Consider the following 23,725-nt stretch of genomic DNA (forward strand, 5'->3'; position numbering starts at 1 on the left):
TCTGACCTGCACGCTTCTGGTAGAGGGGCGGAGAAGGGGGTCTTCGTCCCCGAAGGGGGCGGAGCATGGTCGACGGGCCGATCGGCGACGGGACGCGGCTGCTGCCGGACGGCCCGCCGCGGCCGGCGGGCGAGGACGACGGCGGACGGGACGTCCGGCCCGAACGCAACGGCACGCACGAACGGAACGACACGCACGGGCCGGACCAGACGCACACGCACGGGCGGGACCAGGCGCACACGCACGGGCGGGACCAGGCGCACGGGCGGGACGCGGCGCTGCGGGGGCTGGTCCAGGCGCTGCTGATCGCCGCGGCGTCCCCGGCGCTGCCGGGCATCGCGCACCTGCGGGCCGGACGAGTCCGGCTCGGCGGGGCGCTGGTGTTCGCGCAGGCGCTGCTGCTCACCGGCGCCGCGGCCGCCGTGGGCGAGGGGCAGTCGCTGTTCCTGGAGCTGTCGGTGCGGCCCGGCTGGCTGCTGGCCGTGGCCGTCGGCGCGGTCGTGCTGGCGGGGCTGTGGACCGCGCTGATCGTCCACTCCTACGCCGTGCTCGTCCCGGACGGCCTGTCGCCGCTGTGGCGGCTCGCCGGCGGGACGTCCGTGTCGGTGCTGTGCCTGCTCGTCATCGTCCCGCCGCTGACCGTCGCCCACTACGGCTACCTGCAGCGCGACCTGGTCGACAGCCTGTTCGCCGAGGGGGCGGCGCCGGTCGCGCGGGCGAACGCCCCGGCGGCGGGCGCCGCCGACCCGTGGGCGGGCACGCCGCGCCTCGACATCCTCCTCATCGGCGGCGACGCCGACGTGGGCCGACCCGGCGTCCGCACCGACAGCATGACGCTGGCCAGCATCGACACGGCGACCGGGAACACGCTGCTGATGAGCCTGCCGCGCAACCTGCAGCACGTGCCGGTGTGGTCGGGCGCGAAGCGCGTCCCGTACCCGCCGAAGGAGTTGCTGAACGAAGTGTACGAGACCGGCACCCGGGATCCCGGTCTGCTGGCGGGCGGCGGACGCGTCCGCAATCCCGGCGCCGAGCTGCTGAAACGGACGGTCTCGCACATCCTCGGCCGCCCCGTCCCGTACTACGCGATGGTCGACATGCGGAGCTTCCGGCAGATCGTGGACGCGGTCGGCGGCGTCCGGGTCTGCGTGGGCGACGCCGTGCCCGTCCCGAAGCAGCAGGTGCCGGCGGGGGTGCTGAAGCCGGGCTGCCGCAAGCTCACCGGACGGGAGGCCCTCTGGTACGGGCGGTCCCGCACGGGCAGCAGCGACTACGCCCGCATGAGCCGCCAGAAATGCCTGATGTGGGCGCTGACCCGCCAGGCCGGGCCGCTGACCGTGCTGCGCAGCTTCCAGCGCCTCACCGAGGTCTTCAAGTACTCCGTCAGCACCGACCTGCCGCGGCGGCTGCTCCCGCCGCTCGTCGGCCTCGCCGCCAAGATCAGGAACGCCGAGATCTCCAGCCTGCAGTTCGTGCCGCCGGCCGTCACGACCGGCCGCCCGGACTATGCCGAGATCAGGAGGATGGCGGCGCGTGCCGTCCGGGACTCGGCCGCGGGCGCGCAGAGCGCGGACGGGCCGCATCTCCTGGGCGACAGCTGCACCTGACGCCCCGTTCGCCCGTCCGAGGTCGTCTCCTACGCAACCTTTGCCCGGTTCCGAGCGTCCTTATTGTGAGCCAGGGCTTATTCCAGTGTGGGTGGGAATCGGAGCGTACATGGGGCGATCGGCGAGGCGGCATGCCCGGGGGAGCGACGTTGAGCGTCCGTCCGGCGGCGAGGGGCTCCCCCGTGCGCTGGCGCTGACGCTCGCGTCCGCCCTGGTCTGGGGCGTGGCGCACTTCGTCGCCGGACGCCGCGTGGCCGGCGGCGTGCTGCTGGCCCTGTACCTCGTGGTCGCCGCGGCCCTCGCGGGCGCCGCCACGCTCTACCGCTCCGAGCTGCCGACGCTCGCCGTCCAGCCGGACATGCTGCAGCGGCTGACCGCGGCGCTCGTCGCGCTCGGCGTGCTGTGGATGTTCGTCGTCGTCTGGTCCTACCTGGTGCTGCGCCCGGTCAGCATGAGGGGCGGCGCGCAGTCGCTGGGCGCGGCGGCGGTGGCCGTGATGTGCCTCGCCGTCGCCGTCCCGGCGGCCTGGTCGGCGCACAAGAGCTATGTCGCCAGGGACGCGCTGACCAGCATCTTCCGCACCGGCAACGAGAACGGCAGGCACGTCGACACCGACGACCCGTTCGACGGGCAGCCGCGCGTCAACATCCTGCTCATCGGCGGCGACGCCGCCGAGAACCGCACCGGGGTGCGCACCGACAGCATGACGGTGGCCAGCGTCGACACCGAGACCGGCGACACGGTGCTGCTGAGCCTGCCCCGCAACCTGGAGAACGTCCCGTTCCCGGCGGGCCCGGCCCGCGACCGCTTCCCGTACGGCTTCACCGGCGACGGCGCGGGGACGCCGGGCCTGCTGAACGAGGTGTACCAGTACGCCGAGGAGCACCCGGACGTGGTGCCCGGCGTCCCCAAGAAGCAGCGCGGCCCCGAGCTGCTGAAGGCCACCATCGCGGGCGTCCTCGGCCTGCGCGTCGACTACTACATCCTCGTCGACATGTTCGGCTTCGCCGACATCGTCGACGCGATGGGCGGCGTCCGGATGAAGGTCGACCAGCCCATCCCGTACGGGCTGGAGGGCGCCGTCCTGGAGCCCGGCTACCGGACGCTGTCGGGCAAGGAGGCCCTCTGGTACGGGCGGTCCCGCACCAACAGCAGCGACTACGTCCGGATGGGGCGGCAGAAGTGCCTGATGCGGGCGATCGCCGAGCAGGCCGACCCGCAGACCGTCCTGACCAGCTTCGACAAGCTGGCCGCCGCCGCCAAGCGGACCCTGTCGACCGACATCCCGCAGGAGCTGCTGCCCGCGCTGATGAAGCTGTCCAACAAGGTCAAGGACGGCGCGAAGATCAACAGCCTGCAGTTCGTGCCGCCGCTGATCTACACGGGGAGCCCGGACCTCGACCTGATCCGCAAGCTGACGTCCGAGGCCATCACCAGCGACCCGCGCCAGGTGAGCAGCCATCCGAGCACGTCCGCGAGCGCGTCGCCAGGCGCGTCGCCGTCCGAGACGGGCGAGCCTGACGGCGGCGGCGACGGCGGGACGCCGAAGGTCCCCAGCAAGCCGGTGTCCCTCGATTCGAGCTGCCCGTCGTAACCCCTGCCCCGCCGGGCCGCCGCGGTGGACACTGGTGAGGTGAACAGGGCTCAGCGGGTTCGCCAGGTCGTCAACGTGGTCAACCTCTCGACGGGCCTCGGGCTGCTGCTGGCCGCGACCGGCGCGCGCGGATCCCGCGGCGTCCGGCGGGGCCCGGACGGGCTGCTGCTGGCGGGCGGGTACCGGCTGCCGTTCCCGATCGCGCCAGCGTTCACGGTCGGCAACGTCGTCCTCATGCGCGGCGACGCGTCCCGCCTGGCCGGCACGTCCTGCCCGGCGGGCGGATCGGCGGGCGGGTCGCGGCTGCTGCGGCACGAGGGGCGCCACGCGACGCAGTACGCCTGGTGCCTGGGTCCCGTCATGATCCCGCTGTACGGGGTGTGCGCGGGCGTTTCGATGCTGCTGTGCGGGGACTGGGCGTCCTACAACCCCTTCGAGCGCCTCGCGGGCCTGGACGACGGCGGCTACGAGCGGCGCCCGCTGCGCCCGTACCTGCGCGCTCTGCGGCGGGGGGAGAATTAGGGAGGACGACTTCCTCGAAAGGCGGGTGCGGGTGCCCCAGATCCATGGCTGCGACGCCTACCGCGTGGCGATGCCGCGCGGACGGCGGCCCGAGAGCATCCTCGTCCGCCTGATCTGCGGCGACACGATCGGATGGGGCGAGATGGCCGTCCCGGCGGGCCCGGCGAACCCCGGCGGCGGCTCGGGCGGGGCGTGGGCCGACATCGAGGAGCGCATGGGCCCCGCGCTCATCGGGCTCGACTGGGAGCGCCCGGAGGACGTGTCCGCCGCCGCAGACCTCGGCGCCCGCGAGGCCGCCGCCGCGATCGACACCGCCTGCTGGGACCTGTGGTGCCGGACGCGGGGTCTGCCGCTCGCGCACGCGCTCGGCGGCACCCGCACGTCCATCGTGACCGGCGCGCGGATCTCGCCGGAGGCGACCCTGGACACGATCGCGGGCCGCGTCAACCAGGCCGTTGGAGCGGGCCATACCCGCGTCACGCTGGACATCCGTCCCGGCTGGGACATCGAGCCCGTCCGGACGATCCGGCAGGCGTACCCTGCGCTCGCGCTCGTCGCGGACGCGGGCCACGCCTACACCGAGTCGCCGGAGCACCTGGAGGTCCTGGAAGGGCTGGACTCCTACGGGCTGGCGGCGGTCGAGCGTCCGTTCGCCGCCGGCGACCTCGCCGCGCACGCCCGGCTGCAGCTCCGCGTCGGCACCGCCGTCGCGCCCGCCGTCGGCGACCTGGAGACCCTCGACGCGGCGCTGTCGCTGGACGCGGGCCGCGCGCTGCACCTGCGCCTCGACCGCCTCGGCGGGCTGACCGCGGCCCGCAGCGCCCACGACCTCGCGTACGCGGCCGGGTGGGACGTGTGGTGCAGCGGTTCGGGCGCGTTCGGCATCGGCCAGGCCGCGGCGGTCGCGCTGGCGTCGCTGCCGGGCTGCACGCTGCCGAGCGACGTGTCCGACCCGGCGGGCGGCCCGGTGTTCGTGACGCCGCCCGTCCGCTCGTCCGGCGGCGTCGTCGGCGTGCCGCTCACCCAGCCGGGCCTCGGCCACGAGATCGACGAGGAGCGCATCGAGCGGCTGGCGACCCGCCGGATGCGCCTGTCGGCATGACGCCCGGCGCGGCCGCCGCCGAGACGCCCGCTCCGGTGTGGGTGGTGGCGGGGCCGCCCGGCTGCGGGAAGACGACCGTGGCGGAGCTGTTGCTGGCGCGGCTGCGTCCCGTCCCCGCGCTGCTCGACAAGGACACCGTCTACGGGCCGTTCGTCGAGGCGGTCCTCGCGGCGTCCGGCCGCGACCCGGGCGAGCGCGAGGGCCCCTGGTACGACGAGCACGTCAAGCGGCACGAGTACGCGGGGCTGACGGCGACGGCGCGGGAGGTCCGCGCGCACGGCTGCCCGGTGCTGCTGAGCGGCCCGTTCACCGGCCAGATCCGCTCGCCGTCCCGCTGGACGGACTGGACCCGCGACCTCGGCGGCCCGCCCGTCCGCCTCGTCTGGATCAGGACGGACGCCGCCACACTCCGCCACCGGCTGGAACGGCGCGGCTCACCCCGCGACACCGGAAAGCTGACCGCGTTCGAAGCGTTCACCGCCCGGATGCGCCCGGACGAGCCGCCACCCGTCCCGCACACCGCCGTAGACAACCGCCTGACGGCCGGACGATCCCTGCCCGCCCAACTGGACGATCTCCTAGCCTGACCCACTCACCCGTTGTTCCCACCGGACGGCGGCACATCCGAACGCCGATACGGATCCACTCGCCGTGCATCCTGCCCAGGCTGCGCCTGCGGCTCAGCCTGCGCAGGCGGGCCGGGCTGCGTGTACGGCTCGGGCTGCTTGTATCGGCCGGGCTGCGTGTATGAGTCGGGCTGCGTAGACGGCTCGCGTTGTGTGTACGAGTCGGGTTGCGTGGACGGTTCGGGCTGCGTGTACGGGTCGTAGTAGGGCGCGGGCGGCGGGATGGCCGGTGGTGGTGTGGAGGGCGGCGGCGTGGGATCCTGGCCCGCCGCTCGCCGGACGGTGTAGGCGTTCTTGAGTCGTCCGCCGAGGCGTTTGCCCTTGTCCTGGAGTTGCCGGGCCCGTTCGCCCTGGACGGCGTCGCGCATTTTGGCGGCGGATCGTCGGCTCAACTCCTGAGCGTGTTCCTGCGCCTGCCGGGCGCGTTCCTGGGCCTGGCGGGCGCGGTCGGATTCCATGGCGCGGCGCATGCGGTCGTCGGCGTTCAGGCGGGCGGTCTGGTCGCGGACGGCGTGCCCGGCGGCCTGTCCCGCCGACTGGGTTCCGGCCCAGGCGCGTCCGGCGCCGTGGCGGGCCATCTCGGCGGCGCGGCGGACGCTTTGGGCGGGCCGCACGACCGTGCCCGCGGCCTGGTCGGCGAGGGTGCGCCGGTCACCGAACAGGGCGGGCACGCTGTTGGCCACGAAGATCGCGACGGCGAGCATCCAGGTCAGGACGGCGACGACGAACACGCCGTGCAGGAGGAAGATCCAGGCGATGCAGTACAGGCCGGTGCCGCCCGCCGTGGTGACCGCGGCGCGGCGCAGGACCAGCGGCACACTGGCCTTCGCCTTCGTCGCGGGCCGGGCGTTCTCCACGCGCAGGTCGAGGACGGTCTTGCCGAGGGTGCGTCCGGCGAGGGCCTGCCCGGCGAACTGGTGCGCGAACTCGATCAGCACCAGCAGGATCAGCGCCTGCTGGACGGCGCCGACGACCGACCCCCAGACGCTCGCGCCGAACTCCTCGACGGCGCGCTCGATGTCGCCGCCGGACAGCAGGAGCCCCCAGATCGAGCCGAGGACCTCGTCCCACAGGCCGTCCTTGAGGATGCTGTTCAGCCGTCCCCAGGTCATGACGCCGAGGAAGAAGGCCGCGACGGCGACGGCGGCGGCGTCGATCCCCCAGGCGGCGAGCCGCCGGCCGGGCGCAGCCGCGGGCTCCTCGGCGGCGGGCGGCGGGAGGGCGGGAGGCGAGGGGACGGAGTAAGGACCGTGCACAAGGACCTCTATCCGTTTCGGCGACTTCTGATCACCGGACGGGCAGGAGTCTAGGACGCCCCCGCGGCCCCGTGCCAGCCGCCGGTCAATAGGACTTGGGAAGCCCCAGGGAGTGCTGCGCGACGAAGTTGAGGATCATCTCGCGGCTGACCGGCGCGATCCGCATCAGCCGGACGACCCCGGCCAGCATCCCGACGCCGTACTCGGTCGTGAGCCCGTTGCCGCCGTGGGTCTGGATGGCCTGGTCGACGCAGTGGATCGCGGCCTCCGCGGTGGCGTACTTGGCCATGTTCGCGGCCTCCCCCGCGCCCGCGTCGTCGCCCTCGTCGTAGAGCCAGGCGGCCTTCTGCGCCATCAGCCGCGCCAGCTCCAGCTCGATCTTGGCGGTGGCGAGCGGGTGCGCGAGGCCCTGGTGCGCGCCGATCGGCGTCCGGAAGACCTGCCGGTCGTTGGCGTAGGCGACGGCCTTGCCGAGGGCCAGGCGGCCGATCCCGGCGCCCATCGCGGCGGCCATGATCCGCTCGGGGTTGAGGCCGGCGAACAGCTGCAGGAGCCCGCCGTCCTCGTCGCCGACGAGCGCGTCGTAGGGCAGCCGGACGTCGTCCAGATGGCAGATGAACTGCTTCTCCGGCGACACGATCTCCATACTGATCGGCGTCCAGGTGAAGCCGGGCGCGTCCGTGGGGACGATGAACAGCGACGGCCGCAGGTTCCCCTTCTGGTCGTGCGAGCGGGCGACGAACAGGACGGCGTCCGCCTCGTCCACCCCGGAGATGAACGTCTTCTGCCCGCTCAGCACCCACCCGTCGCCGTCCTGCCGCGCGGTGGTCGTGATGCGGTGGGAGTTGGATCCGGCGTCGGGCTCGGTGATCGCGAACGCCATCGTGACGGAGCCGTCCGCGAACCGCGGGAGCCATTCCTTCTTCTGGTCGGCGGTGCCCGAGCGCGCGATGATCGTGGCGCAGATCGCCGGGGAGACGACCATGAGCAGCAGCGGGCAGCCCGCCGCGGCGAGTTCCTCGCACACGGCGGCGAGGTCGCCGATGCCGCCGCCTCCCCCGCCGTACTCCTCGGGAACGTTGACGCCGAGGTAGCCGAGCCGTCCGGCCTCGGCCCACAGCTCCTCGGTCTTCTGCCCGCTCTTGGCCTTCTCCACGTAGTACGACGGGCCGTATTTCGCGCCCATTTCGGCGACGGCCGCGCGCAGGGCCCGCCGCTCCTCGCTCTCGACGAAGCTCATTCCGGGGTCCTTTCAGTGACGGCCTCGGTCGCGGTGTCGCTCGCGGGGGCCTCGATGACGGCGAGGACGGCGCCGGATTCGACCTGCTGTCCCGGCGCGACGTTGAGTTCCGCGACCGTCCCGGCGGACGGTGCGGCGATGCGGTGCTCCATCTTCATCGCCTCCAGGACGACGAGGGTCTGCCCGTCGGCGACGTCCGCGCCGGGTTCGGTCTCGACGCGGACGACCGACCCGGGCATGGGCGCGAGGAGGGAGCCGGGGGCGATCCGGCCGCTCGGGTCGGCGAAGCGCGGCACCGGCCGGAGCGCCACCGAGCCGAAGCGGGAGTCGACGTGCACCGCGCCCCCGGCGACGGTCACCGCGAACGTCTCGCGCAGGCCGTCCTGCTCCAGGACGACCCGCTCCGGCGTGACGCTCACCAGCGACGTGCCGGGGCACAGTTCGGAGACCAGCCCGTCCCTGTGCAGGTAGTAGTCGACGACGACCTGTCCGGACGGGCCCTCGAACGTCCTGCGCTGCGGCTGCGACCGGACGTTGCGCCACCCGGACGGCAGCCCGCCGAGCACCCCGCCCCGGTTCGCCGCCGCCTGCGCGAGCGCGGCGGCCAGCGCGGACACCCGGACGGCGGCCTCTCCGGCGAGCGGCACGGCGAGCCGGTCCAGGCCGATGCGGTCGAGGTAGCCGGTGTCGGTGTCGCCGTCCAGGAAGCCGGGTTCCTCCAGGATCCGGACGAGCAGGTCGCGGTTGGTCGTCAGCCCGTGGACGCGGGCGCCGCGCAGTCCGCCCGCCAGCCGCCGGGCCGCGGCGGCGCGGGTCGGCGCCCACGCGATCACCTTGGCGAGCATCGGGTCGTAGTGGACGCCGACCTCGCCGCCGCTCTCCACACCGCTGTCGAGCCGCAGCCCCGGCCCCGGCGACGCGGGAACGGCGAACTCGACGTCCACGCCCGGCACCTCGAAGGTGTGCAGCACACCGCTCGCCGGACGCCACTCGTTCGCCGGATCCTCGGCATACAGACGGACTTCGATGGCATGGCCACGCGGCTCCGGCACCTCCTCGGGCAGCGGGGCGCCCTCGGCGATCTCGATCTGCAGCCGGACGAGGTCCACCCCGTACACGCATTCGGTGACCGGATGCTCGACCTGGAGGCGCGTGTTGACCTCCAGGAAGAAGAACCGGCCGTCCCGCGCCAGCATGAACTCGACCGTCCCCGCGCCGACGTACCCGATGGCACGGGCCGCGCTCGCCGCCGCGCCGCACAGCTCGGCGCGCAGCTCGGACCCGACCGCCGGCGACGGCGCCTCTTCGACGATCTTCTGGTGGCGGCGCTGGATCGAGCATTCGCGCTCGCCGAGGGTCCAGACCGTCCCGTGCGCGTCGGCGAGGATCTGCACCTCGATGTGCCGGGCGCCTTCGAGCAGCGGCTCGCAGAACACGGTCGGGTCGCCGAACGCCGACTCCGCCTCGCGGCGCGCCGCGGCGACGGCGTCGTCCAGCTCACCGGGCGCACGCACGATCCGCATGCCGCGCCCGCCGCCGCCCGCGGACGCCTTCACCAGCAGCGGAAAGTCGGCGTCACTCGCTTCGGCCGGGTCGAGTTCCGGCAGGACGGGAACGTCCGCGGCGGCCATCAGCTTCTTCGCCTCGATCTTGGAACCCATCGCCGCGATCGCCGCCGGAGGCGGACCGATCCAGGTCAGGCCCGCGTCGGCGACGGCCCGCGCGAAGTCGGCGTTCTCCGACAGGAACCCGTAGCCCGGGTGGACGGCGTCGGCCCCGGCGCTCTTCGCCACGGCCAGGAGCCGCTCGGACGACAGGTACGTCTCCGCCGGGGTCGCGCCGGGGAGCCGTCCCGCCACGTCCGCCTCCCGGACGTGCGGCGCGCCCGCGTCCGGGTCGGAGTGGACGGCGACCGTCCCGATGCCGAGCTCCCGGCAGGCCCGCAGCACCCGGCGCGCGATCTCGCCCCGGTTCGCGACCAGCACGTTCTTGATCATTTCTCGCTCACGTCGGCTCACGTCGCTCACATCGCTCACATCCGGAAGACGCCGAAGCCGTCGGCCCCGCGCACGGGCGCGTTGTGGACGACCGACAGGCACAGCCCGAGCACGGTACGGGTGTCGCGCGGATCGATGACGCCGTCGTCGTACAGCCGTCCCGACAGGAAGAACGGCAGCGACTCCGCCTCGATCTGCGCCTCGACCATCTCCCGCATAGCGCGGTCCTGCTCATCGTCGTAGGCCTGCCCGCGCGCTTCGGCGGCCTGCCGCGCCACGATCGACAGGACGCCCGCGAGCTGCTGCGGCCCCATCACCGCCGACTTCGCGGACGGCCACGTGAACAGGAACCGGGGGTCGTACGCCCGGCCGCACATGCCGTAGTTGCCCGCCCCGTACGACGCGCCCATCACGATCGAGATATGCGGGACTTTGCTGTTCGCCACCGCGTTGATCATCAGCGCGCCGTGCTTGATGATCCCGGCCTGCTCGTACTCCTTGCCGACCATGTATCCAGTCGTGTTGTGCAGGAACAGCAGCGGCGTGTCGCTCTGGTTGGCGAGCTGGATGAACTGCGCCGCCTTCTGCGCCTCCTCGCTGAACAGCACGCCCTGCGCGTTGGCCAGGACACCGATCGGGTAGCCGTGGACGCGCGTCCAGCCGGTGACGAGGCTCGTCCCGTACAGCGGCTTGAACTCGTCGAACCGGGACCCGTCCGCGATCCGGGCGATGACCTCGCGCGGGTCGAACGGCACCTTCAAATCCTCGGGGACGATCCCAGCAAGCTCGTCGGCGTCGTACAGCGGTTCCTCGACCGGACCGGGGCCGGGCGGCGGACCGAGTTTGCGATGGTTGAGGTTCTTGACGATGTGCCGTCCCAGCCGGAGGGCATCGGCCTCGTCCACGGCCATGTAATCGGCGAGGCCGGACGTCCGCGCATGCATTTCCGCGCCGCCGAGTTCCTCGTCGCCGGCCTCCTCCCCGGTCGCCATCTTCACCAGCGGCGGCCCGCCGAGGAACACTTTCGCCCGCTCCTTGACCATGACGACGTAGTCGCACATTCCCGGGATGTACGCGCCGCCCGCCGTCGAATTCCCGAACACCAGCGCGATCGTCGGGATCCCGGCCGCCGACAATCGCGTGAGGTCGCGGAACATCCGCCCGCCCGGAATGAAGATCTCCTTCTGGGTGGGCAGATCGGCACCGCCCGACTCCACAAGATTGAGGACGGGCAGCCGGTTCTCCAGCGCGATGTCGGACGCCCGGAAGCTCTTCTTCACCGTCCACGGATTGCTCGACCCGCCCCGCACCGTCGGATCGTTCGCCACGATCATGCACTCGACGCCCTCGACCACGCCGATCCCGGTGACGACGCTAGCGCCGACAGGAAAGTCGCTGCCCCACGCGGCGAGCGGGCTCAGCTCCAGGAACGGCGAGTCGGGGTCGAGCAGCAGCTCGATGCGCTCCCGAGCCAGCATCTTCCCGCGCTTGCGATGCCTCACCACATATTTCTCGCCCCCTCCCTCCAACGCCTTCGCCTGCTCGGCATCAAGGGCCGCCAGCTTCTCCAGCATGACGCGCCGCCGCTCCCGGTATTCGGGTCCGCGCGTGTCAAGGGTGCTCTTCAGCGTCAAAGGACAGCCTCCGGAATGTCGACGAGACGTGACCGCAGCCACTCCCCCAGCGCCTTCCCCTGCGGATCGAACCGAGTCGAGGCCGAGACGCCTTCCTGCAACAGCCCCTCAACAACGAAATTCACCGCACGGAGATTGGCCAGCACATACCGCCGGACAACATGCTCCCGGGTCTCAGGCAGCAGTTCCCGGAACCTTTCAACACTGAGGAAGGACTCAAGCCAGCGCCATTGTTCGTCCGTCCGGGCCCACACGCCGACGTTGGCGTCCCCACCCTTGTCCCCACTCCGCGCCCCGACCACGCGCCCCAGCGGAACACGAATCCTGGGCCTGCTATCCACTCGTTCACCCGCCCCGGCCGCGCCGTCCCCGGTCGAGGAGTCCATCGTGGTCGGCGGGGGTGAAATGGGGATGCGGCGGCCGTCGTGGCTCACGGCGACATGTGCGACCGCCTCGTTCGGGACGAACGCCGGGGCGTAAACGCCGTAAGGGCTCGCCTTGCCAGGCGGGGACGTCATCGTGAATCCGGGATAGCCCGCGAGGGCCAGTTCCACCGCCGCACTGCTGAACGCCCGTCCGACCTTCTCCGGATCAGGGTCGAGGACGGCGCAACGGAGCAGCGCGGTCGCCTCCCCTTGCGTCGCAGGGTCGGGCTTGGCGGTCCCGATGAGCGTCCACTCGACGCGCCTGGGCGGGGCTCCACCGAACGCGGCTTCCATCTGCGCCTTGACGAGCTCCGCCTTCGCTTCAATGCCGAGACCTGTGAGGACGAACGTCATCTCATTGCGGTGTCCGCCGAGGTGGTTGAGGCACACCTTGGTGGACGGCGGCGGCGGGAGCCCCCGGACGCCGCTGATCTGCACCCGATCGGGCCCGTCCTGCGCCAGCTCGATCGTGTCGAAACGCGTCGTCACGTCCGGCCCGGCGTAGATCGGCCCGCCGATCTCGTAGAGAAGCTGCGCCGTGACGGTCTCGACGGTCACTGCACCGCCCGTGCCGTCGTGTTTGGCGATGACGCTGGAGCCGTCCGCGTGGATCTCGGCGACCGGAAAGCCCGGTGCCTTTACGTTGTAGATCTCTTCGAAGAAGGCGTAGTTGCCGCCCGTGGCCTGCGCCCCGCATTCGAGGACGTGCCCCGCGACGGTCGCACCGGCCAGCGCGTCCCAGTCGTCCCGCGCCCACCCGAAGTGTGCGGCGGCCGGCCCCACGACCAGCGAGGCGTCCGTGACGCGACCGGTCACCACGACATTGGCACCGTCCCGCAGACACTCGGCTACTCCCCAGGCACCCAGGTAGGCGTTCGCGGTCAGCGGCGCTCCGTACAGCTCATGCCGGAAGCCCAGTTCCTCAGCATGCGGCAGCAGGTCATCGCCTTCCACATGGGCGACCTGCACCTCAATGCCGAGCCGTTCGGCGAGGGCGCGCAGCCGTTCGGCAAGCCCGCGCGGGTTGAGCCCTCCGGCATTCGCGACGATGCTGACACCCCGCTCCACGGCGAGCCCGAGGCACTCCTCCATCTGCCGAAGGAACGTCGTCGCGTACCCCGCCTCCGGGTCCTTCAGCTTGCCGCGCCCCAGGATCAGCATCGTCAGCTCGGCGAGGTAGTCGCCGGTGAGGACGTCCAGCGGCCCGCCCTCCAGCATCTCCCGCACCGCGGAGAACCGGTCGCCATAGAAGCCCGAGGCGTTGCCGACCCGCAACGGTTGCCTCATGGCCCGAACCTTGCCAGCCCCGAAACAGAAAATCAATCACGCGTGATTGTTCTTGCGCCCGCAGGCACACGACGACCCCGGCGGAAAACCGCCGGGGTCGTCGAAGGGGGGTCAGAGATCGAGGGCGCCCGTCTTGGCCTCGGCCAGCAGGGCACCGAAGGCGGCGCGGTCGAGGGTGAGGTGGCCGCTCTCCGGGTCCTTGCTGTCCCGAATGCCGACGGCGGCCGATACCTGCGCGACTTCCACGCAGTCCTGGTCAGAATTACTGCGGCTGCTCTTGCGCCAGACCACGCCCCGCGCTACCTCCACGCATGCCTGGTCGGAGTTACTGCGGCTGCTCTTGCGCCAGGTCGCAGCCGTGAAGCCGGCACTCATCGTCCGTCCATCTCCCTCGCTGCCCGCCGGAACAGCGACGAGCTCTCGTCCTCCGGCAGAGCGTCGTCCCAGATCGCCGCGAACGCGTCGGCGTAGCGGTCGATTTCGTTGGCTTTGTCAAGGTACAGCGCCCCGGTGAAGCCTTGCACGTACACCGTGGGCGGCTCGTGGCCGTGGCCCTCTCCCGTGGTCAGGAACCGCATCAGTTTGAATGATCCGGTGTCGAATCCCTGGTGTGCTCCGACGGAGAACGGCAGGACGCGGAGGGCGACATGGGGGAGCTCGTTGAGTTCAGCCAGGCGGTGCAGCTGCGGCACCATGACCTCTGCTCCGCCGACAGCGCGGCGGACGACGGCTTCGTTGAGGACAGCCCTCAGCGTGGGTGGCGCGACGGTTCGGGTGATGAGGATCTGACGCTTGACCCGCAGCTGGGCCTTGAGTTCGACCTCCTCGTCGCGGAGTCCCGGCCTGTTCCTGTCGAGCAGGGCGCGGTAGTAGTCCGGCGTCTGGAGCAGGCCCGGAATCAGCTCGGGCGAGTACTCCTCCAGCGTCTCGGCCGCCTCCTCTAGGCCGATGAAGAGGTCGAAGCTGTCCGGGATCACGTCGCCGTAGGCGTGCCACCATCCCTTCTGCTTGGTCTCCTTGGCGAGGCCCATCAGGGCGGCCTTCAGGTCGCGGCGCGCTCCGTACACGTGGCACATCAGCTCCACGTCGTGGGACCGCAGCGACGTCTGCCCGGTCTCGATGCGCCATATCTTCGTCTCGGACCATTCGAGCGCTTTCGCGGCCCCTATCACCGTCATGCGCGCATCTGTCCGTAGTCGGCGCAAATGTCGGCCGAGCTGCCTGCGCGGAACGGTCGAGCCGGTCGGGGTCGCCGGCATTTCGTCACCACCTCATTCCGGGGCCGTCTTTCACCCGAAGTGAAAGGGTCGGCCAGTTCGATCTGCAATGGTGCTCTGACCTGCGAAGATTTCAGCCGATAATCCGGCTGAAGCCTTGCAGCTCACTTCTCCATGATGCTCTACTCGACCTCGCCGCGGTGATGACTTCGAACATTTGTCCATCGAACAAAGAATTCGATCATCTTCTGCTGCCCAATTAGCCCCAGAGATGAAAAATGTCCGAATGTAAAGGTCGGAGGAGGATCATGAAAATCGCCCATTCCACCCGCCGGATCCTCGGAGCGTGACCGATGGGAGCGCACGAGCGGCGGTCCGGGGGCCGCGTCCTGCCGCCGCCCCCGCCGGAACCAGAGGTCGCACGCCGTCCGGGAACGCCGATGCCGCAGCGGGAGCGGATCACTTTCCTGGTTCGCCTCTCCGAGAGGTTCGTCCTGAACACGGGGCTGCTGACGGCCTTCACCTCGGTCGACGGCTACCTGGTCCTCAACGTGATCCCGCACCAGATCTCCGGACGCGCGGCCACGATCGGGTGCTGCTACCGCGACGGGCAATGGTGGTTCTACAACGTCCGCACCGACGCGCCGATCTGCCCTGCGAACGAGCTGGACGCGGCCGCGCACCACATCACAACGGCCATGAGGAGGGCGGCGCGATGACGGAGCCGATGATCGCGGACACGCCGGGAGGCGTTGCCGCACACCGTGGAGTCAGCTGGGTCATGAGCGGAATGGGCCGGCGTCCGGGCGCTCGCAAAATCTTCACCTGGGACGCCCGGGCCGGGGACCGGGGATGGAGCGGAGTCACGGACGATCGCAACACCGCGATGCGGCACGTGCACCAGGTGCTCCGCGACAGCGGACCCGGCGGGCGCGGGACGATCCACCGCGTCGCACTCGACCCGCTCGGGCGCGTCCGGTACGTCCGGCTGAACGTCGTCGCCGAGGCGTGGCTGGACGAGGCCACCGGCGCGGTCCTGTGGCGGGACGCGTGAACCCCGCCCACCACCTCGACGCCGTCCACCCCCTCCATCCCCTCCACGCCCTCCACGCCCTCGCCGCCGAACTCGCCGCCACCGGCTGGTCGGCTCACCTTGAGGACCCGGACCGGCTGCACGCGATCCCGCCGGACTCGGCGCGGCCCGCGACGACCATCCGCGTCAAGGACGGCGTGGACGGCGTGCCGTGGTTCGTCACCTCAACCGGCGACCCGCTCCGCCCATGCCACGACCTCACCGGCACGAGCTGGCAGATACGCGCGCAGCCGGTTTCACAAGAGAGCCGCCGACCCCGGCCGCCACTACCGTCCAGCGGACGAAGCGCCTCACGGCCACCCATTTACATCAATTGACCCGATTAAAGGCAATAGGTGTTTCCAAAGAAACCCGACACCCACTCAGGGTCGCCTGATTACACTTCGACGCGTGGCTCCTCATAGAAGAAAGCACACCCGGCGTACAGGCGAACCCAGGGGAAGAATCTCCCGGCCTTTAGGTCGGTGCAGAAAACGGGACAATGGCCAAATCCGGGCAGCCATCATCACCGCCCTCGCCGGTATCGTCGCGGCCATGATTGTCGCGGGCGCCAGGTTCATACCGCCCGACGATTCTTCAGGGCCTGGCGGTGCCACACCAGAATCGACGACATCAACGACTGCCCCAAGCACGTCCAGCCCGACCACGCCGCCCGCGTCGCCCGCGTCGCCCACCAAGAAGAAGCCGCCCCAGAGCCCCCCGCCCCACAGCCCATACCGACATCCAGACCCACCACCCCCTCGGTCTCCCGCCCCGAAACCGACCGGCTGCCGTATTCAATACTTTGTGACCATGAAAGGCGAAGTCCACAACGATGCGGAAAGGGACATCGGCGACGTAACAGCCGGAGATGAATTTCTTCGAGACCCCTCCAAGAAACCACCCACGCGTGCTCTGAGCTATCGCTACTTTGGAACCGTCAACCCCGGCACCTCAGAGAGCGTCACCGGTTGGGTTAAGAAGGAAAAGCTCGACGAAGCAGGCAGGGTCTGCACATAGTCGGTCGGCCCGGATGAAGAATCAAGCGCGCATGCTTGTTTCTCGCTGGATTCATTTGGTTGACTGGGAGGCCACCGAGCCGAGGACCCCATGACCACGCAGGCACTCCCCCGCGAACCGCGGCAGGACCGCAGCCGCGCCACCCGGCGGCGCCTCCTTGAGGCCGCCGTCGACTGCCTCGCCTCCGCGGGCTGGGCGGGAACGACCGTCGCGGTGGTCGCCGAGCGCGCCGGCGTCTCCCGGGGCGCCGCCCAGCACCACTTCCGGACGCGCGAGGAGCTGGTGACGGCGGCGGTCGAGTACGGGTCCGAGGTGCGGGTGGCGCAGATGCGCGAGCGCCTGGACGTGCCGCCGGGACAGCGTCCGTCCACCCTGGACGTGGTCATGATGCTCGGCGAGATGTACACGACCCCGCTGTTCCGCGCCGCGCTGCAACTCTGGGTCGCCGCCAGCTCCGACGAGCTACTCCGCGCACGGGTCCTCCCGCTGGAGGCCCGGGTCGGACGCGAGGCGCACCGTCTCACCGTCGAGGCCCTCGGCGCGGACGAGAGCGTCCCCGGCGTCCGCGAAACGGTCCAGGCGACACTCGACCTCGTCCGCGGCCTAGGCCTCGCCGACCTCCTCACCGACGACTCCACCCGCCGCACCCGCCTCCTACACCAATGGGCCACCACCCTCGACACGGCCCTATCCCGCTAACCCGCCCCCTCCACAACGACCATGCCCCCGCTACCCTCACGCTCCCACCGACCACGCCCCGCAATCCCCGCTCCCGCTCGCTAACCCCCGCCCACGCCGACCCCGCCACTGCCCCGATCCTGCGGTCCCGACCCCGCCGCTCCACGGTCTTCCAACCCGCGATTTCGCTCACTCCGGGCTCGCTGATCCAGCCACGCCAACCCACCACCCCCCCTGCTTGCCCCCGGGTCCCGCCAACGCGCTCCCGCGCACCTCGGGGTTCGCTGATTCCAGCCCCACCGACCCCGAGCCACCACCACCCCAATCCCTGCTGCCCCCGGCACCGCCGCCCCACGCTCCCGCCAACCGCCCTCCTGCTCACCTCGGGGTTCTGACCCCCAGCTCCGCCGGCCCGGAGTCACACTGACCCGCCACCGCCCCGGTCCTGCTACCCCGCTCCACCCCGCCCCAGGTCCCGCAAACGCCGCGCTCCCGCTCACCTCGGGGCTCGCTAACCCAGCCACGCCGACCCCGAACCACGCCGACCTGCCCCTATCCCGATTCTGCTACCCCGCTCTCACAGCCCCGCGATCGCACTAACCCGCGCTCCCGTCAACATCACGGTCCTACTCACCTCGAGGCTCGCTGACCAGCCACGCCAACCCGCGGTCCCGCTGCCGCCCTCGGTCCCGCCGACCTGCGACGTCGCCAACCCCGCAGTCCCGCCGACCGCGCTCCCGCTCATCCCGGGGCCGTTGACTTCGGGTTCCGCCGACCTGCGGGGGGCTCGTTGCCCGCTGGGGTCAGACGGGCAACTCTCGTAGTGGGTCGCCGCCGTCGATGAGCAGGCGGCCGCCCGGTGCCAGGGCGGCGGCGATGCGGCGCATCGCCTCGCGGCCGGCTTCCGGGTGGCGGCCGTCGAGTGCGCCTACCCGCACTGCGAACACCAGGTCGAACGGCGCTTCACCCGGCTCCAGCGCGAAGTCCTCGATCGCTGCCTGCCGGACGCTCATGCGTCCCGACGCGATCTCGTCCGCCCCGGTGGCCTCCGCCTGCGCGACGGCCTTGGCGGACCGGTCGATCGCGAGGATGTGGCCGGTGTCGAGCCGGGCCGCGACGGCCCGGGCGGCCGCGCCGGGGCCGCAGCCGATCTCCAGAACGCGCATGCCGGGTTCGAGCGGCAGTGCGTCCACGATCTTCGCCAGGCGAGGAGAGAGCGGCATGGGCCGACGATAGCGAACCATGCGACCCGCCACCGGTTCCTGAAGGACGGTTGACATGTGACCTTTTGGTCACCTATTTTCCAGGTGTGAAGGACGACGATCTGGCGTTCAAGGCGCTGGCGGATCCGACCCGCCGGTTCCTGCTCGACCTGCTGTTCGCCCGGGACGGGCGGACGCTCGGCGAGCTGGAGTCGGAGGTCGAGATGACCCGGTTCGGGGTCGCCAAGCACCTGCGGGTGCTGGAGGACGCCGGGCTGGTGGTCGCGCGCCGCTCGGGCAGGGAGAAGCTGCACTTCCTCAACCCGGTGCCGATCCGGCTGATCCACGACCGGTGGATCGGCAAGTACACCGAGCGGCCTGCCGCGGCGCTCGCCGACCTCAAACGAGAACTGGAGTCCGATATGACGACGACCGAGACGAGCACCGGTGCAGGCCGGACCGTCCACGTGTACCGCGTGTACATCAAGGCCACCCCGCAGGCCATCTGGGACGCCATCACCAAGCCGGAGTGGGCCGTGAAGTACGGCTACCAGGCGCCGGTGGAGTACGACCTGCGTCCCGGCGGCGAGTTCCGCGGGCTCGCCAGCGACGCGATGAAGGAGCACGGCGCCCCGGACGTGGTGATCGACGGCGAGGTCATCGAGGCGGACCCGCCGCGCAGGCTCGTCCAGACGTGGCGGGCCCTCTTCCTCGACGAGCCCGCCACCCGGCTCACCTACGAGATCGAGGACGACGAGCAAGGCATCTCGCGCCTGACCGTCACCCACGACGTCACCGGCGCGCCGCAGACCGCGGCGCAGTGCAACGGCGAGCTTCCGGGCGCCGGCGGCGGCTGGAGCCAGACGCTCAGCGACCTGAAGACCCTGCTGGAGACGGGCGAGGCCCTCTACACCTGACGATTTCGACGGCTACGGAGGCCGCCATGAGCACCGACACGATGAACTCCGCCACCATGCCCCGCGCGGCGGTTCCCACCCGCGTGCTGCTCGGCGGCGGGGCGGTCGCGGGGCCGCTGTTCGTCCTGCTGATCGTCGCGCAGGCCATGACACGCGACGGTTTCGAAGCCGCACGCCACCCGCTGAGCATGCTGAGCCTCGGCGAGCACGGCTGGATCCAGACCGTCAATTTCCTGGTCAGCGGCGCGCTCGTGCTGGCCTCCGCCGCCGGACTGCGCCGCGTCCTGGCGCCGGGGACCACGGGCCGCACCTGGGGCACGGCCCTCATCACCGTCTACGGCGCGAGCCTGGTCTGGGCGGGCGTGTTCCCCACCGACCCGGCGGACGGCTTCCCGGCCGGGACGCCCGCCGGCGCGGGCCAGGTCAGCTGGCACGGCATGCTCCACAACCTCGCGCCGGTCGGGATGGGCCTCGCGCTCAGCGCGGCGTGCCTGGTGTTCGCCCGCCGCTTCGCCCGCGAAGGACGCCGCGGCTGGACGATCTACAGCGTCGCCGCGGTGGCCGTTTACCTAATCCTGGGACTGGCCGCGTTCCCGGCAGGCGAGTTCCGGCTGATGCTCGCCGGAGGCGCCGCCATCTGGACGTGGGCCGCACTGCTCTCGATCAAGTTCCTGATCGAGTCCGGCGACCGCACCTGACGCGTTCTCCGCTGTTTGCCCTGGCCGGAGGCAGGCTCGCTCACCCGATGAGCGGGACCGCGTCCGGCCAGTCCCGTCTCCGCGCATTGACGGAACGCCGCACCGGACGCACTCTGAACACATGTTCAGAACAAGTGTTCAGATGGATCGTCCACTGCGAGCGGCGCGGTTCCCGGCGTCGTGCGACGTGGCCGTGCTCGGCGGCGGGCTCGCCGGGATGGCGACGGCGGCGCGGCTCCAGGCGGCCGGGCTGTCCACGCTCGTGATCGAGGCGCACGGCCATGTCGGCGGCTGCGCCGGTTACTACCGGCGGCGCGGCTTCTCCTTCGACGTGGGCGCGACGACGATGGTCGACTTCGAGCCAGGCGGGGTCGGCGCGGAGCTGCTCGACAGCATCGGGATGGACGCGGTCCCCGGTGAGGCGCTGCCCGGATACGTCGCCTGGCTGCCGGACCGAAAGGTCACCCTCTACCGCGACACACAGGCATGGCATCGCGAACGGCTGCGGGCGCTGGGCGGCAGCGCCCGGCATCGGGCTTTCTGGTTGCGGCTCGACCGCATCGCCCACGTCTTCTGGGACGCGAGCCGCTCCGGCGCCCGGCTCCCGATGCGCGGCCCTGCGGACGCGGTGCACAACCTGCGGGCGCTCGGCCCGCGCGGCCTGCCGCTCACCCGCCACCTGAACACCACGCTCGGGGACGTCCTCGTCCGGCACGGGCTGCGCGGGGACGCGCCACTGGTCGGGCTGCTGTCGATGCTGGTGGAGGACACGGTGCACAGCACCGTCGACCGGGCCCCGCTCATCAACGCGGCGCTCGGCGTCACGATCCGCGGCGCGGGACTCACCCGGGCGGACGGCGGCATGCGCGGATTCTGGCGGCGCTTCACCGCTCACTACCGCACGATGGGCGGACGGCTCCGCGTCGGCTGCCGCGTCGAGCGGGTGTCCGGACGGGCCGGAGCGTTCACCGTCCGCACTGGGCACGGCCTCGTCCACGCACGGCAGGTGGTGAGCGCACTGCCCGCCGCCACGACCGCGCGCGTCGCCCCAGACCTCGCGGGCCCGCTCCGCCCCTACCTTGAGAGGGACGAGAACGACCTGGGCGGCGCGATAGTCGTGTTCCTCGGCGTCCCGGACGACGAGGTCGCCGGGCAGGAATTCACGCACCACCAGCTACTCGACGACTACGATCGGCCGCTCGGCGACGGCAACAACATGTTCGTGTCGGTGTCCGCGCCGGGCGACACCGAAAGCGCGCCGCCCGGCGAACGCGCCGTCATGATCTCCACGCACACCGGGCTCGCCGGCTGGCAGGACCTTTCGGACGCCGACTACGAGGCCCGCAAACAGGCGATCGGCGAACGGCTCGTCGGCCTGGCGCGCCGCGTCCATCCCAACCTGGGCGAGCGGGCACGCGTCTGGGAGGTCGGGACGCCCCGCTCGTACGAGCGTTTCGCGTTCCGGCCGGGCGGCGCGGTAGGCGGACCGCGCCAGTCGCCGGGCAACGCCAACCAGAACGCCGTCCCGCATTCGCTGGGCGTGCCGGGGCTGTGGCTCGTCGGCGACTCCACCTGGCCCGGCCTCGGCACGGTCGCATGCGCGCTGGGCAGCAGGATCGTCGCGGACGACGCGCTCAAGGCGGCGGGGCGGACGGCGGTGGCCCGATGACCTTGCCGAAACTGTCCGACCTCGGCCCCGACCTTCTCGTCACGACGCGCCCGCGCCGCGTCCTCACACTGTCCCTGCCGTATCTGGGCATCGCCCTGTTCGTCGCGGCGTGGCTCGCCGGATGGTGGTGGGCGACGCCGCTGATCGCGTTCGGGATCTTCGTGGCGGTGGTGACGGCGACGCACGACGTCGTCCACCGCTCCCTGGGCCTCGGCAGGCGGACGACGGAATGGGCCCTGTTCCTGCTGGGCGCCGTGCTGCTGGAAAGCGGCCACGCCTACCGCACCACGCACCTGCAACACCACCGGACGTTCCCCAGCGACGAGGACCCGGAAGGATATCCTGCCGACCTGTCCGCGCTCGGCGCGATCCTCTACGGCCCGGTCTTCCTCGCCCGCCTGTGGTGGTGGGCCTATGGGCGCAGCCGGACGGGCCAGCGGCTGTGGCTGCTGGCAGAGGGGGCTCTCCCGTTCGCGGCGGTCGCGGCCGGAGTCGCGTGGTCGCGCGGGCTGCTCGTGTACGCCGCCATGATGATCGTGGGAAGCTGGGTGTATCCGCTGCTGACCGTCCACCTGCCGCACCGGCACTACGGGGACACGCCGCTCACGCAGACCCGCACGCTGCGCGGACGCGTCGTCCCCGCCCTGTTCCTGGAGTTGACGTACCACTTGGAGCACCATCTGTACCCGCAGGTGCCGAGCCACCATCTCGCGCGGCTCGCCCGCCGCCTCGACCCCGTCCTGGACGAGGCGGGCGTGAAGCCCTGGAAAGTGATCTGAGCGCATGGCGCCACGGGCGGAGACCAGGAACCGCCTCCTCGAAGCGGCCATCCGGACGCTCGCCGTCGAGGGATACGGCGGCACGACCGCCCGCTCCATCGCCCGCACGGGCGGCGTCGCGCCGGGCGTCATCTACTACCACTTCGACGACCTGGAGGCCCTTCTCGTCACGGCGCTCCGGCACACGAGCCGGGCCCGGATGGCGCGTTACGAGGAGGCCCTCGGCTCCTGCACGGACGCCGCCGACCTGATCACCCGCCTCCGCACCCTGTACGCCGAGGACATGGAGGACAAGGGGCACATCGACGCCGTCCAGGAACTCGTCACGGCCTCTGCGACGTCACCGCGGCTGCGTGCGGAAGTGCTCGCGCACGTCGATTCCTGGTCGGGTTTCGCCGCTTCCGCCGTCCAGCGCCTTGTCGAGGGGACGGCGCTTGCGGAGCTGGTGCCGTCCCGCGACATCGGCATGATCGCGGTCGCGATGTTCCTCGGCATCCAGACCCTCATCCACCTGGACGGCGACCGCTCCCGCATCGAGTCGCTCTTCGCCACCGCCGAACCCGCCGCCATTCTCTGGGACGCCTTCGCCGGCAGCCGGAAACCCAACCCCGAAAAATGAGAAAGGCCCCGCCGATAAATCGGCGGGGCCTTCCTTGCAATATGTGTCCGGCGGTGTCCTACTCTCCCACACAGTCTCCCATGCAGTACCATCGGCGCTGAAGGGCTTAACTTCCGGGTTCGGGATGGGACCGGGTGTTTCCCCTTCGCCAAAACCACCGAACGCCCAACGCACCACCCCCAACTCGGGGGTGGGCAAACCCTTGGGTGTCCGAACCAGCGGTCCGGCACATCAATCTTCACTTATATGGTGCGGGTTCCGGTTGTTTTCTGGGAACCACACAGGGACGCGAACACTTCTCACAGCAGCGATTTGGTTTGAACGTTGTGTGTGTTCAAGCCACTCGGCCTATTAGTACCGGTCGACTCCACACCTTACGGTGCTTCCATCCCCGGCCTATCAACCCAATCGTCTCTTGGGGGCCTTACACCCACGAAGGGGTGGGAGAACTCATCTCGAGGAAGGCTTCCCGCTTAGATGCTTTCAGCGGTTATCCCGACCGAACGTAGCCAACCAGCCGTGCCCCTGGCGGGACAACTGGCACACCAGAGGTCCGTCCGTCCC

The 23,725-nt window shown here is 71.2% G+C and carries 23 protein-coding genes and 2 rRNA genes; 15 read left to right on the plus strand and 10 right to left on the minus strand.

Annotation, left to right across the window (positions count from 1 at the left end; genetic code table 11):
* Positions 1 to 65: 65 nt before the first annotated feature.
* The 5 genes from ACH35V_RS19660 to ACH35V_RS19680 all read left to right on the plus strand — a co-directional run bounded on the left by ACH35V_RS19660 (position 66) and on the right by ACH35V_RS19680 (position 5,412).
* Positions 66 to 1,607, plus strand: a complete 1,542-nt coding sequence (locus ACH35V_RS19660; RefSeq protein ID WP_395974107.1) for an LCP family protein — start codon at positions 66 to 68, stop codon at positions 1,605 to 1,607.
* 109 nt (positions 1,608 to 1,716) lie between these two features.
* Positions 1,717 to 3,201 carry an LCP family protein gene (locus ACH35V_RS19665; protein WP_395974109.1) on the plus strand — a complete coding sequence of 495 codons (1,485 nt, stop codon included), beginning with the start codon at positions 1,717 to 1,719 and terminating at the stop codon, positions 3,199 to 3,201.
* 39 nt (positions 3,202 to 3,240) lie between these two features.
* The gene (locus ACH35V_RS19670) at positions 3,241 to 3,723 is read left to right on the plus strand and encodes a hypothetical protein (protein ID WP_395974111.1); all 483 of its coding nucleotides are present in this window, start codon (positions 3,241 to 3,243) and stop codon (positions 3,721 to 3,723) included.
* 31 nt (positions 3,724 to 3,754) lie between these two features.
* The gene (locus ACH35V_RS19675; protein WP_395974113.1) at positions 3,755 to 4,825 is read left to right on the plus strand and encodes an enolase C-terminal domain-like protein; all 1,071 of its coding nucleotides are present in this window, start codon (positions 3,755 to 3,757) and stop codon (positions 4,823 to 4,825) included.
* Positions 4,822 to 5,412: an AAA family ATPase gene (locus ACH35V_RS19680; RefSeq protein WP_395974115.1), complete on the plus strand. Its 591-nt coding sequence runs from the start codon at positions 4,822 to 4,824 to the stop codon at positions 5,410 to 5,412. The genes ACH35V_RS19675 and ACH35V_RS19680 overlap by 4 nt, the downstream gene beginning before the upstream one ends.
* 5 nt (positions 5,413 to 5,417) lie before the next feature.
* On the opposite strand, the gene ACH35V_RS19685 is transcribed toward ACH35V_RS19680, so the two are convergent.
* From ACH35V_RS19685 to ACH35V_RS19715, 7 genes are all read right to left on the minus strand, one after another.
* Positions 5,418 to 6,707: an RDD family protein gene (locus ACH35V_RS19685; protein WP_395974116.1), complete on the minus strand. Its 1,290-nt coding sequence runs from the start codon at positions 6,705 to 6,707 to the stop codon at positions 5,418 to 5,420.
* Positions 6,708 to 6,792: 85 nt separating this feature from the next.
* The gene (locus tag ACH35V_RS19690; RefSeq protein ID WP_395974117.1) at positions 6,793 to 7,947 is read right to left on the minus strand and encodes an acyl-CoA dehydrogenase family protein; all 1,155 of its coding nucleotides are present in this window, start codon (positions 7,945 to 7,947) and stop codon (positions 6,793 to 6,795) included.
* On the minus strand, positions 7,944 to 9,944 hold the full coding sequence (locus ACH35V_RS19695; protein WP_395974163.1) for a biotin carboxylase N-terminal domain-containing protein: 2,001 nt from the start codon (positions 9,942 to 9,944) through the stop codon (positions 7,944 to 7,946). Before ACH35V_RS19695 ends, ACH35V_RS19690 begins: the two co-directional genes overlap by 4 nt.
* Before the next feature lie 35 nt (positions 9,945 to 9,979).
* Entirely contained in the window at positions 9,980 to 11,518 is a 1,539-nt protein-coding gene (locus ACH35V_RS19700) for an acyl-CoA carboxylase subunit beta (protein ID WP_395974164.1), read from the minus strand.
* A 56-nt stretch (positions 11,519 to 11,574) separates the two neighbouring features.
* Positions 11,575 to 13,290 (minus strand): acyclic terpene utilization AtuA family protein, encoded by a 1,716-nt coding sequence (locus ACH35V_RS19705; RefSeq protein WP_395974118.1) that lies wholly within the window; start codon positions 13,288 to 13,290, stop codon positions 11,575 to 11,577.
* Positions 13,291 to 13,401: 111 nt separating this feature from the next.
* The gene (locus ACH35V_RS19710) at positions 13,402 to 13,665 is read right to left on the minus strand and encodes a DUF397 domain-containing protein (RefSeq protein ID WP_395974119.1); all 264 of its coding nucleotides are present in this window, start codon (positions 13,663 to 13,665) and stop codon (positions 13,402 to 13,404) included.
* Positions 13,662 to 14,549, minus strand: coding sequence for a helix-turn-helix domain-containing protein (locus tag ACH35V_RS19715; RefSeq protein ID WP_395974120.1), 888 nt, complete (start codon positions 14,547 to 14,549; stop codon positions 13,662 to 13,664). Before ACH35V_RS19715 ends, ACH35V_RS19710 begins: the two co-directional genes overlap by 4 nt.
* Positions 14,550 to 14,860: 311 nt before the next feature.
* Here ACH35V_RS19715 and ACH35V_RS19720 point away from each other — a divergent pair, with 311 nt between their 5' ends.
* From ACH35V_RS19720 to ACH35V_RS19740, 5 genes are all read left to right on the plus strand, one after another.
* Entirely contained in the window at positions 14,861 to 15,226 is a 366-nt protein-coding gene (locus ACH35V_RS19720; protein WP_395974121.1) for a hypothetical protein, read from the plus strand.
* A 62-nt stretch (positions 15,227 to 15,288) separates the two neighbouring features.
* Positions 15,289 to 15,561 (plus strand): hypothetical protein, encoded by a 273-nt coding sequence (locus ACH35V_RS19725; RefSeq protein WP_395974122.1) that lies wholly within the window; start codon positions 15,289 to 15,291, stop codon positions 15,559 to 15,561.
* The gene (locus tag ACH35V_RS19730; RefSeq protein ID WP_395974123.1) at positions 15,558 to 15,917 is read left to right on the plus strand and encodes a hypothetical protein; all 360 of its coding nucleotides are present in this window, start codon (positions 15,558 to 15,560) and stop codon (positions 15,915 to 15,917) included. The genes ACH35V_RS19725 and ACH35V_RS19730 overlap by 4 nt, the downstream gene beginning before the upstream one ends.
* Positions 15,918 to 16,392: 475 nt before the next feature.
* On the plus strand, positions 16,393 to 16,599 hold the full coding sequence (locus ACH35V_RS19735; RefSeq protein WP_395974125.1) for a hypothetical protein: 207 nt from the start codon (positions 16,393 to 16,395) through the stop codon (positions 16,597 to 16,599).
* A 90-nt stretch (positions 16,600 to 16,689) separates the two neighbouring features.
* Complete coding sequence (locus ACH35V_RS19740; protein ID WP_395974126.1) at positions 16,690 to 17,298, plus strand: TetR/AcrR family transcriptional regulator; 609 nt, start codon at positions 16,690 to 16,692, stop codon at positions 17,296 to 17,298.
* Between the two features lie 782 nt (positions 17,299 to 18,080).
* On the opposite strand, the gene ACH35V_RS19745 is transcribed toward ACH35V_RS19740, so the two are convergent.
* Positions 18,081 to 18,500, minus strand: a complete 420-nt coding sequence (locus ACH35V_RS19745) for an SAM-dependent methyltransferase (protein WP_395974128.1) — start codon at positions 18,498 to 18,500, stop codon at positions 18,081 to 18,083.
* A gap of 86 nt (positions 18,501 to 18,586) precedes the next feature.
* Between ACH35V_RS19745 and ACH35V_RS19750 the strand changes: the two genes are divergently transcribed.
* The 5 genes from ACH35V_RS19750 to ACH35V_RS19770 all read left to right on the plus strand — a co-directional run bounded on the left by ACH35V_RS19750 (position 18,587) and on the right by ACH35V_RS19770 (position 23,161).
* Positions 18,587 to 19,396 (plus strand): metalloregulator ArsR/SmtB family transcription factor, encoded by an 810-nt coding sequence (locus ACH35V_RS19750; protein ID WP_395974131.1) that lies wholly within the window; start codon positions 18,587 to 18,589, stop codon positions 19,394 to 19,396.
* A 26-nt stretch (positions 19,397 to 19,422) separates the two neighbouring features.
* The gene (locus ACH35V_RS19755) at positions 19,423 to 20,094 is read left to right on the plus strand and encodes a DUF998 domain-containing protein (protein ID WP_395974132.1); all 672 of its coding nucleotides are present in this window, start codon (positions 19,423 to 19,425) and stop codon (positions 20,092 to 20,094) included.
* A 142-nt stretch (positions 20,095 to 20,236) separates the two neighbouring features.
* Complete coding sequence (locus ACH35V_RS19760; protein WP_395974134.1) at positions 20,237 to 21,763, plus strand: phytoene desaturase family protein; 1,527 nt, start codon at positions 20,237 to 20,239, stop codon at positions 21,761 to 21,763.
* The gene (locus ACH35V_RS19765) at positions 21,760 to 22,542 is read left to right on the plus strand and encodes a fatty acid desaturase family protein (protein WP_395974136.1); all 783 of its coding nucleotides are present in this window, start codon (positions 21,760 to 21,762) and stop codon (positions 22,540 to 22,542) included. Before ACH35V_RS19760 ends, ACH35V_RS19765 begins: the two co-directional genes overlap by 4 nt.
* A 4-nt stretch (positions 22,543 to 22,546) precedes the next feature.
* On the plus strand, positions 22,547 to 23,161 hold the full coding sequence (locus ACH35V_RS19770) for a TetR/AcrR family transcriptional regulator (RefSeq protein WP_395974138.1): 615 nt from the start codon (positions 22,547 to 22,549) through the stop codon (positions 23,159 to 23,161).
* Positions 23,162 to 23,206: 45 nt separating this feature from the next.
* On the opposite strand, the gene rrf is transcribed toward ACH35V_RS19770, so the two are convergent.
* Positions 23,207 to 23,323, minus strand: a 5S ribosomal RNA gene (rrf, locus tag ACH35V_RS19775).
* A gap of 168 nt (positions 23,324 to 23,491) precedes the next feature.
* A 23S ribosomal RNA gene (locus tag ACH35V_RS19780) occupies positions 23,492 to 23,725 on the minus strand; the annotation flags it as partial.

Origin of the sequence: Actinomadura sp. 1N219 (assembly GCF_044326405.1) — a bacterium.
Taxonomy (GTDB): Bacteria; Actinomycetota; Actinomycetes; order Streptosporangiales; family Streptosporangiaceae; genus Spirillospora.

What these genes read in the sequence shown, in the direction of transcription:
- ACH35V_RS19660 (WP_395974107.1), top strand. Translation starts at nt 66, where the DNA reads ATGGTCGACGGGCCGATCGGCGACGGGACGCGGCTGCTGCCGGACGGC.
- ACH35V_RS19665 (WP_395974109.1), top strand. Translation starts at nt 1,717, where the DNA reads ATGGGGCGATCGGCGAGGCGGCATGCCCGGGGGAGCGACGTTGAGCGT.
- ACH35V_RS19680 (WP_395974115.1), top strand. Translation starts at nt 4,822, where the DNA reads ATGACGCCCGGCGCGGCCGCCGCCGAGACGCCCGCTCCGGTGTGGGTG.
- ACH35V_RS19690 (WP_395974117.1), bottom strand. Translation starts at nt 7,947, where the DNA reads ATGAGCTTCGTCGAGAGCGAGGAGCGGCGGGCCCTGCGCGCGGCCGTC.
- ACH35V_RS19695 (WP_395974163.1), bottom strand. Translation starts at nt 9,944, where the DNA reads ATGATCAAGAACGTGCTGGTCGCGAACCGGGGCGAGATCGCGCGCCGG.
- ACH35V_RS19700 (WP_395974164.1), bottom strand. Translation starts at nt 11,518, where the DNA reads ATGCTGGAGAAGCTGGCGGCCCTTGATGCCGAGCAGGCGAAGGCGTTG.
- ACH35V_RS19705 (WP_395974118.1), bottom strand. Translation starts at nt 13,290, where the DNA reads ATGAGGCAACCGTTGCGGGTCGGCAACGCCTCGGGCTTCTATGGCGAC.
- ACH35V_RS19710 (WP_395974119.1), bottom strand. Translation starts at nt 13,665, where the DNA reads ATGAGTGCCGGCTTCACGGCTGCGACCTGGCGCAAGAGCAGCCGCAGT.
- ACH35V_RS19715 (WP_395974120.1), bottom strand. Translation starts at nt 14,549, where the DNA reads ATGCCGGCGACCCCGACCGGCTCGACCGTTCCGCGCAGGCAGCTCGGC.
- ACH35V_RS19720 (WP_395974121.1), top strand. Translation starts at nt 14,861, where the DNA reads ATGGGAGCGCACGAGCGGCGGTCCGGGGGCCGCGTCCTGCCGCCGCCC.
- ACH35V_RS19725 (WP_395974122.1), top strand. Translation starts at nt 15,289, where the DNA reads ATGAGCGGAATGGGCCGGCGTCCGGGCGCTCGCAAAATCTTCACCTGG.
- ACH35V_RS19735 (WP_395974125.1), top strand. Translation starts at nt 16,393, where the DNA reads ATGAAAGGCGAAGTCCACAACGATGCGGAAAGGGACATCGGCGACGTA.
- ACH35V_RS19740 (WP_395974126.1), top strand. Translation starts at nt 16,690, where the DNA reads ATGACCACGCAGGCACTCCCCCGCGAACCGCGGCAGGACCGCAGCCGC.
- ACH35V_RS19745 (WP_395974128.1), bottom strand. Translation starts at nt 18,500, where the DNA reads ATGCCGCTCTCTCCTCGCCTGGCGAAGATCGTGGACGCACTGCCGCTC.
- ACH35V_RS19755 (WP_395974132.1), top strand. Translation starts at nt 19,423, where the DNA reads ATGAGCACCGACACGATGAACTCCGCCACCATGCCCCGCGCGGCGGTT.
- ACH35V_RS19760 (WP_395974134.1), top strand. Translation starts at nt 20,237, where the DNA reads ATGGATCGTCCACTGCGAGCGGCGCGGTTCCCGGCGTCGTGCGACGTG.
- ACH35V_RS19765 (WP_395974136.1), top strand. Translation starts at nt 21,760, where the DNA reads ATGACCTTGCCGAAACTGTCCGACCTCGGCCCCGACCTTCTCGTCACG.
- ACH35V_RS19770 (WP_395974138.1), top strand. Translation starts at nt 22,547, where the DNA reads ATGGCGCCACGGGCGGAGACCAGGAACCGCCTCCTCGAAGCGGCCATC.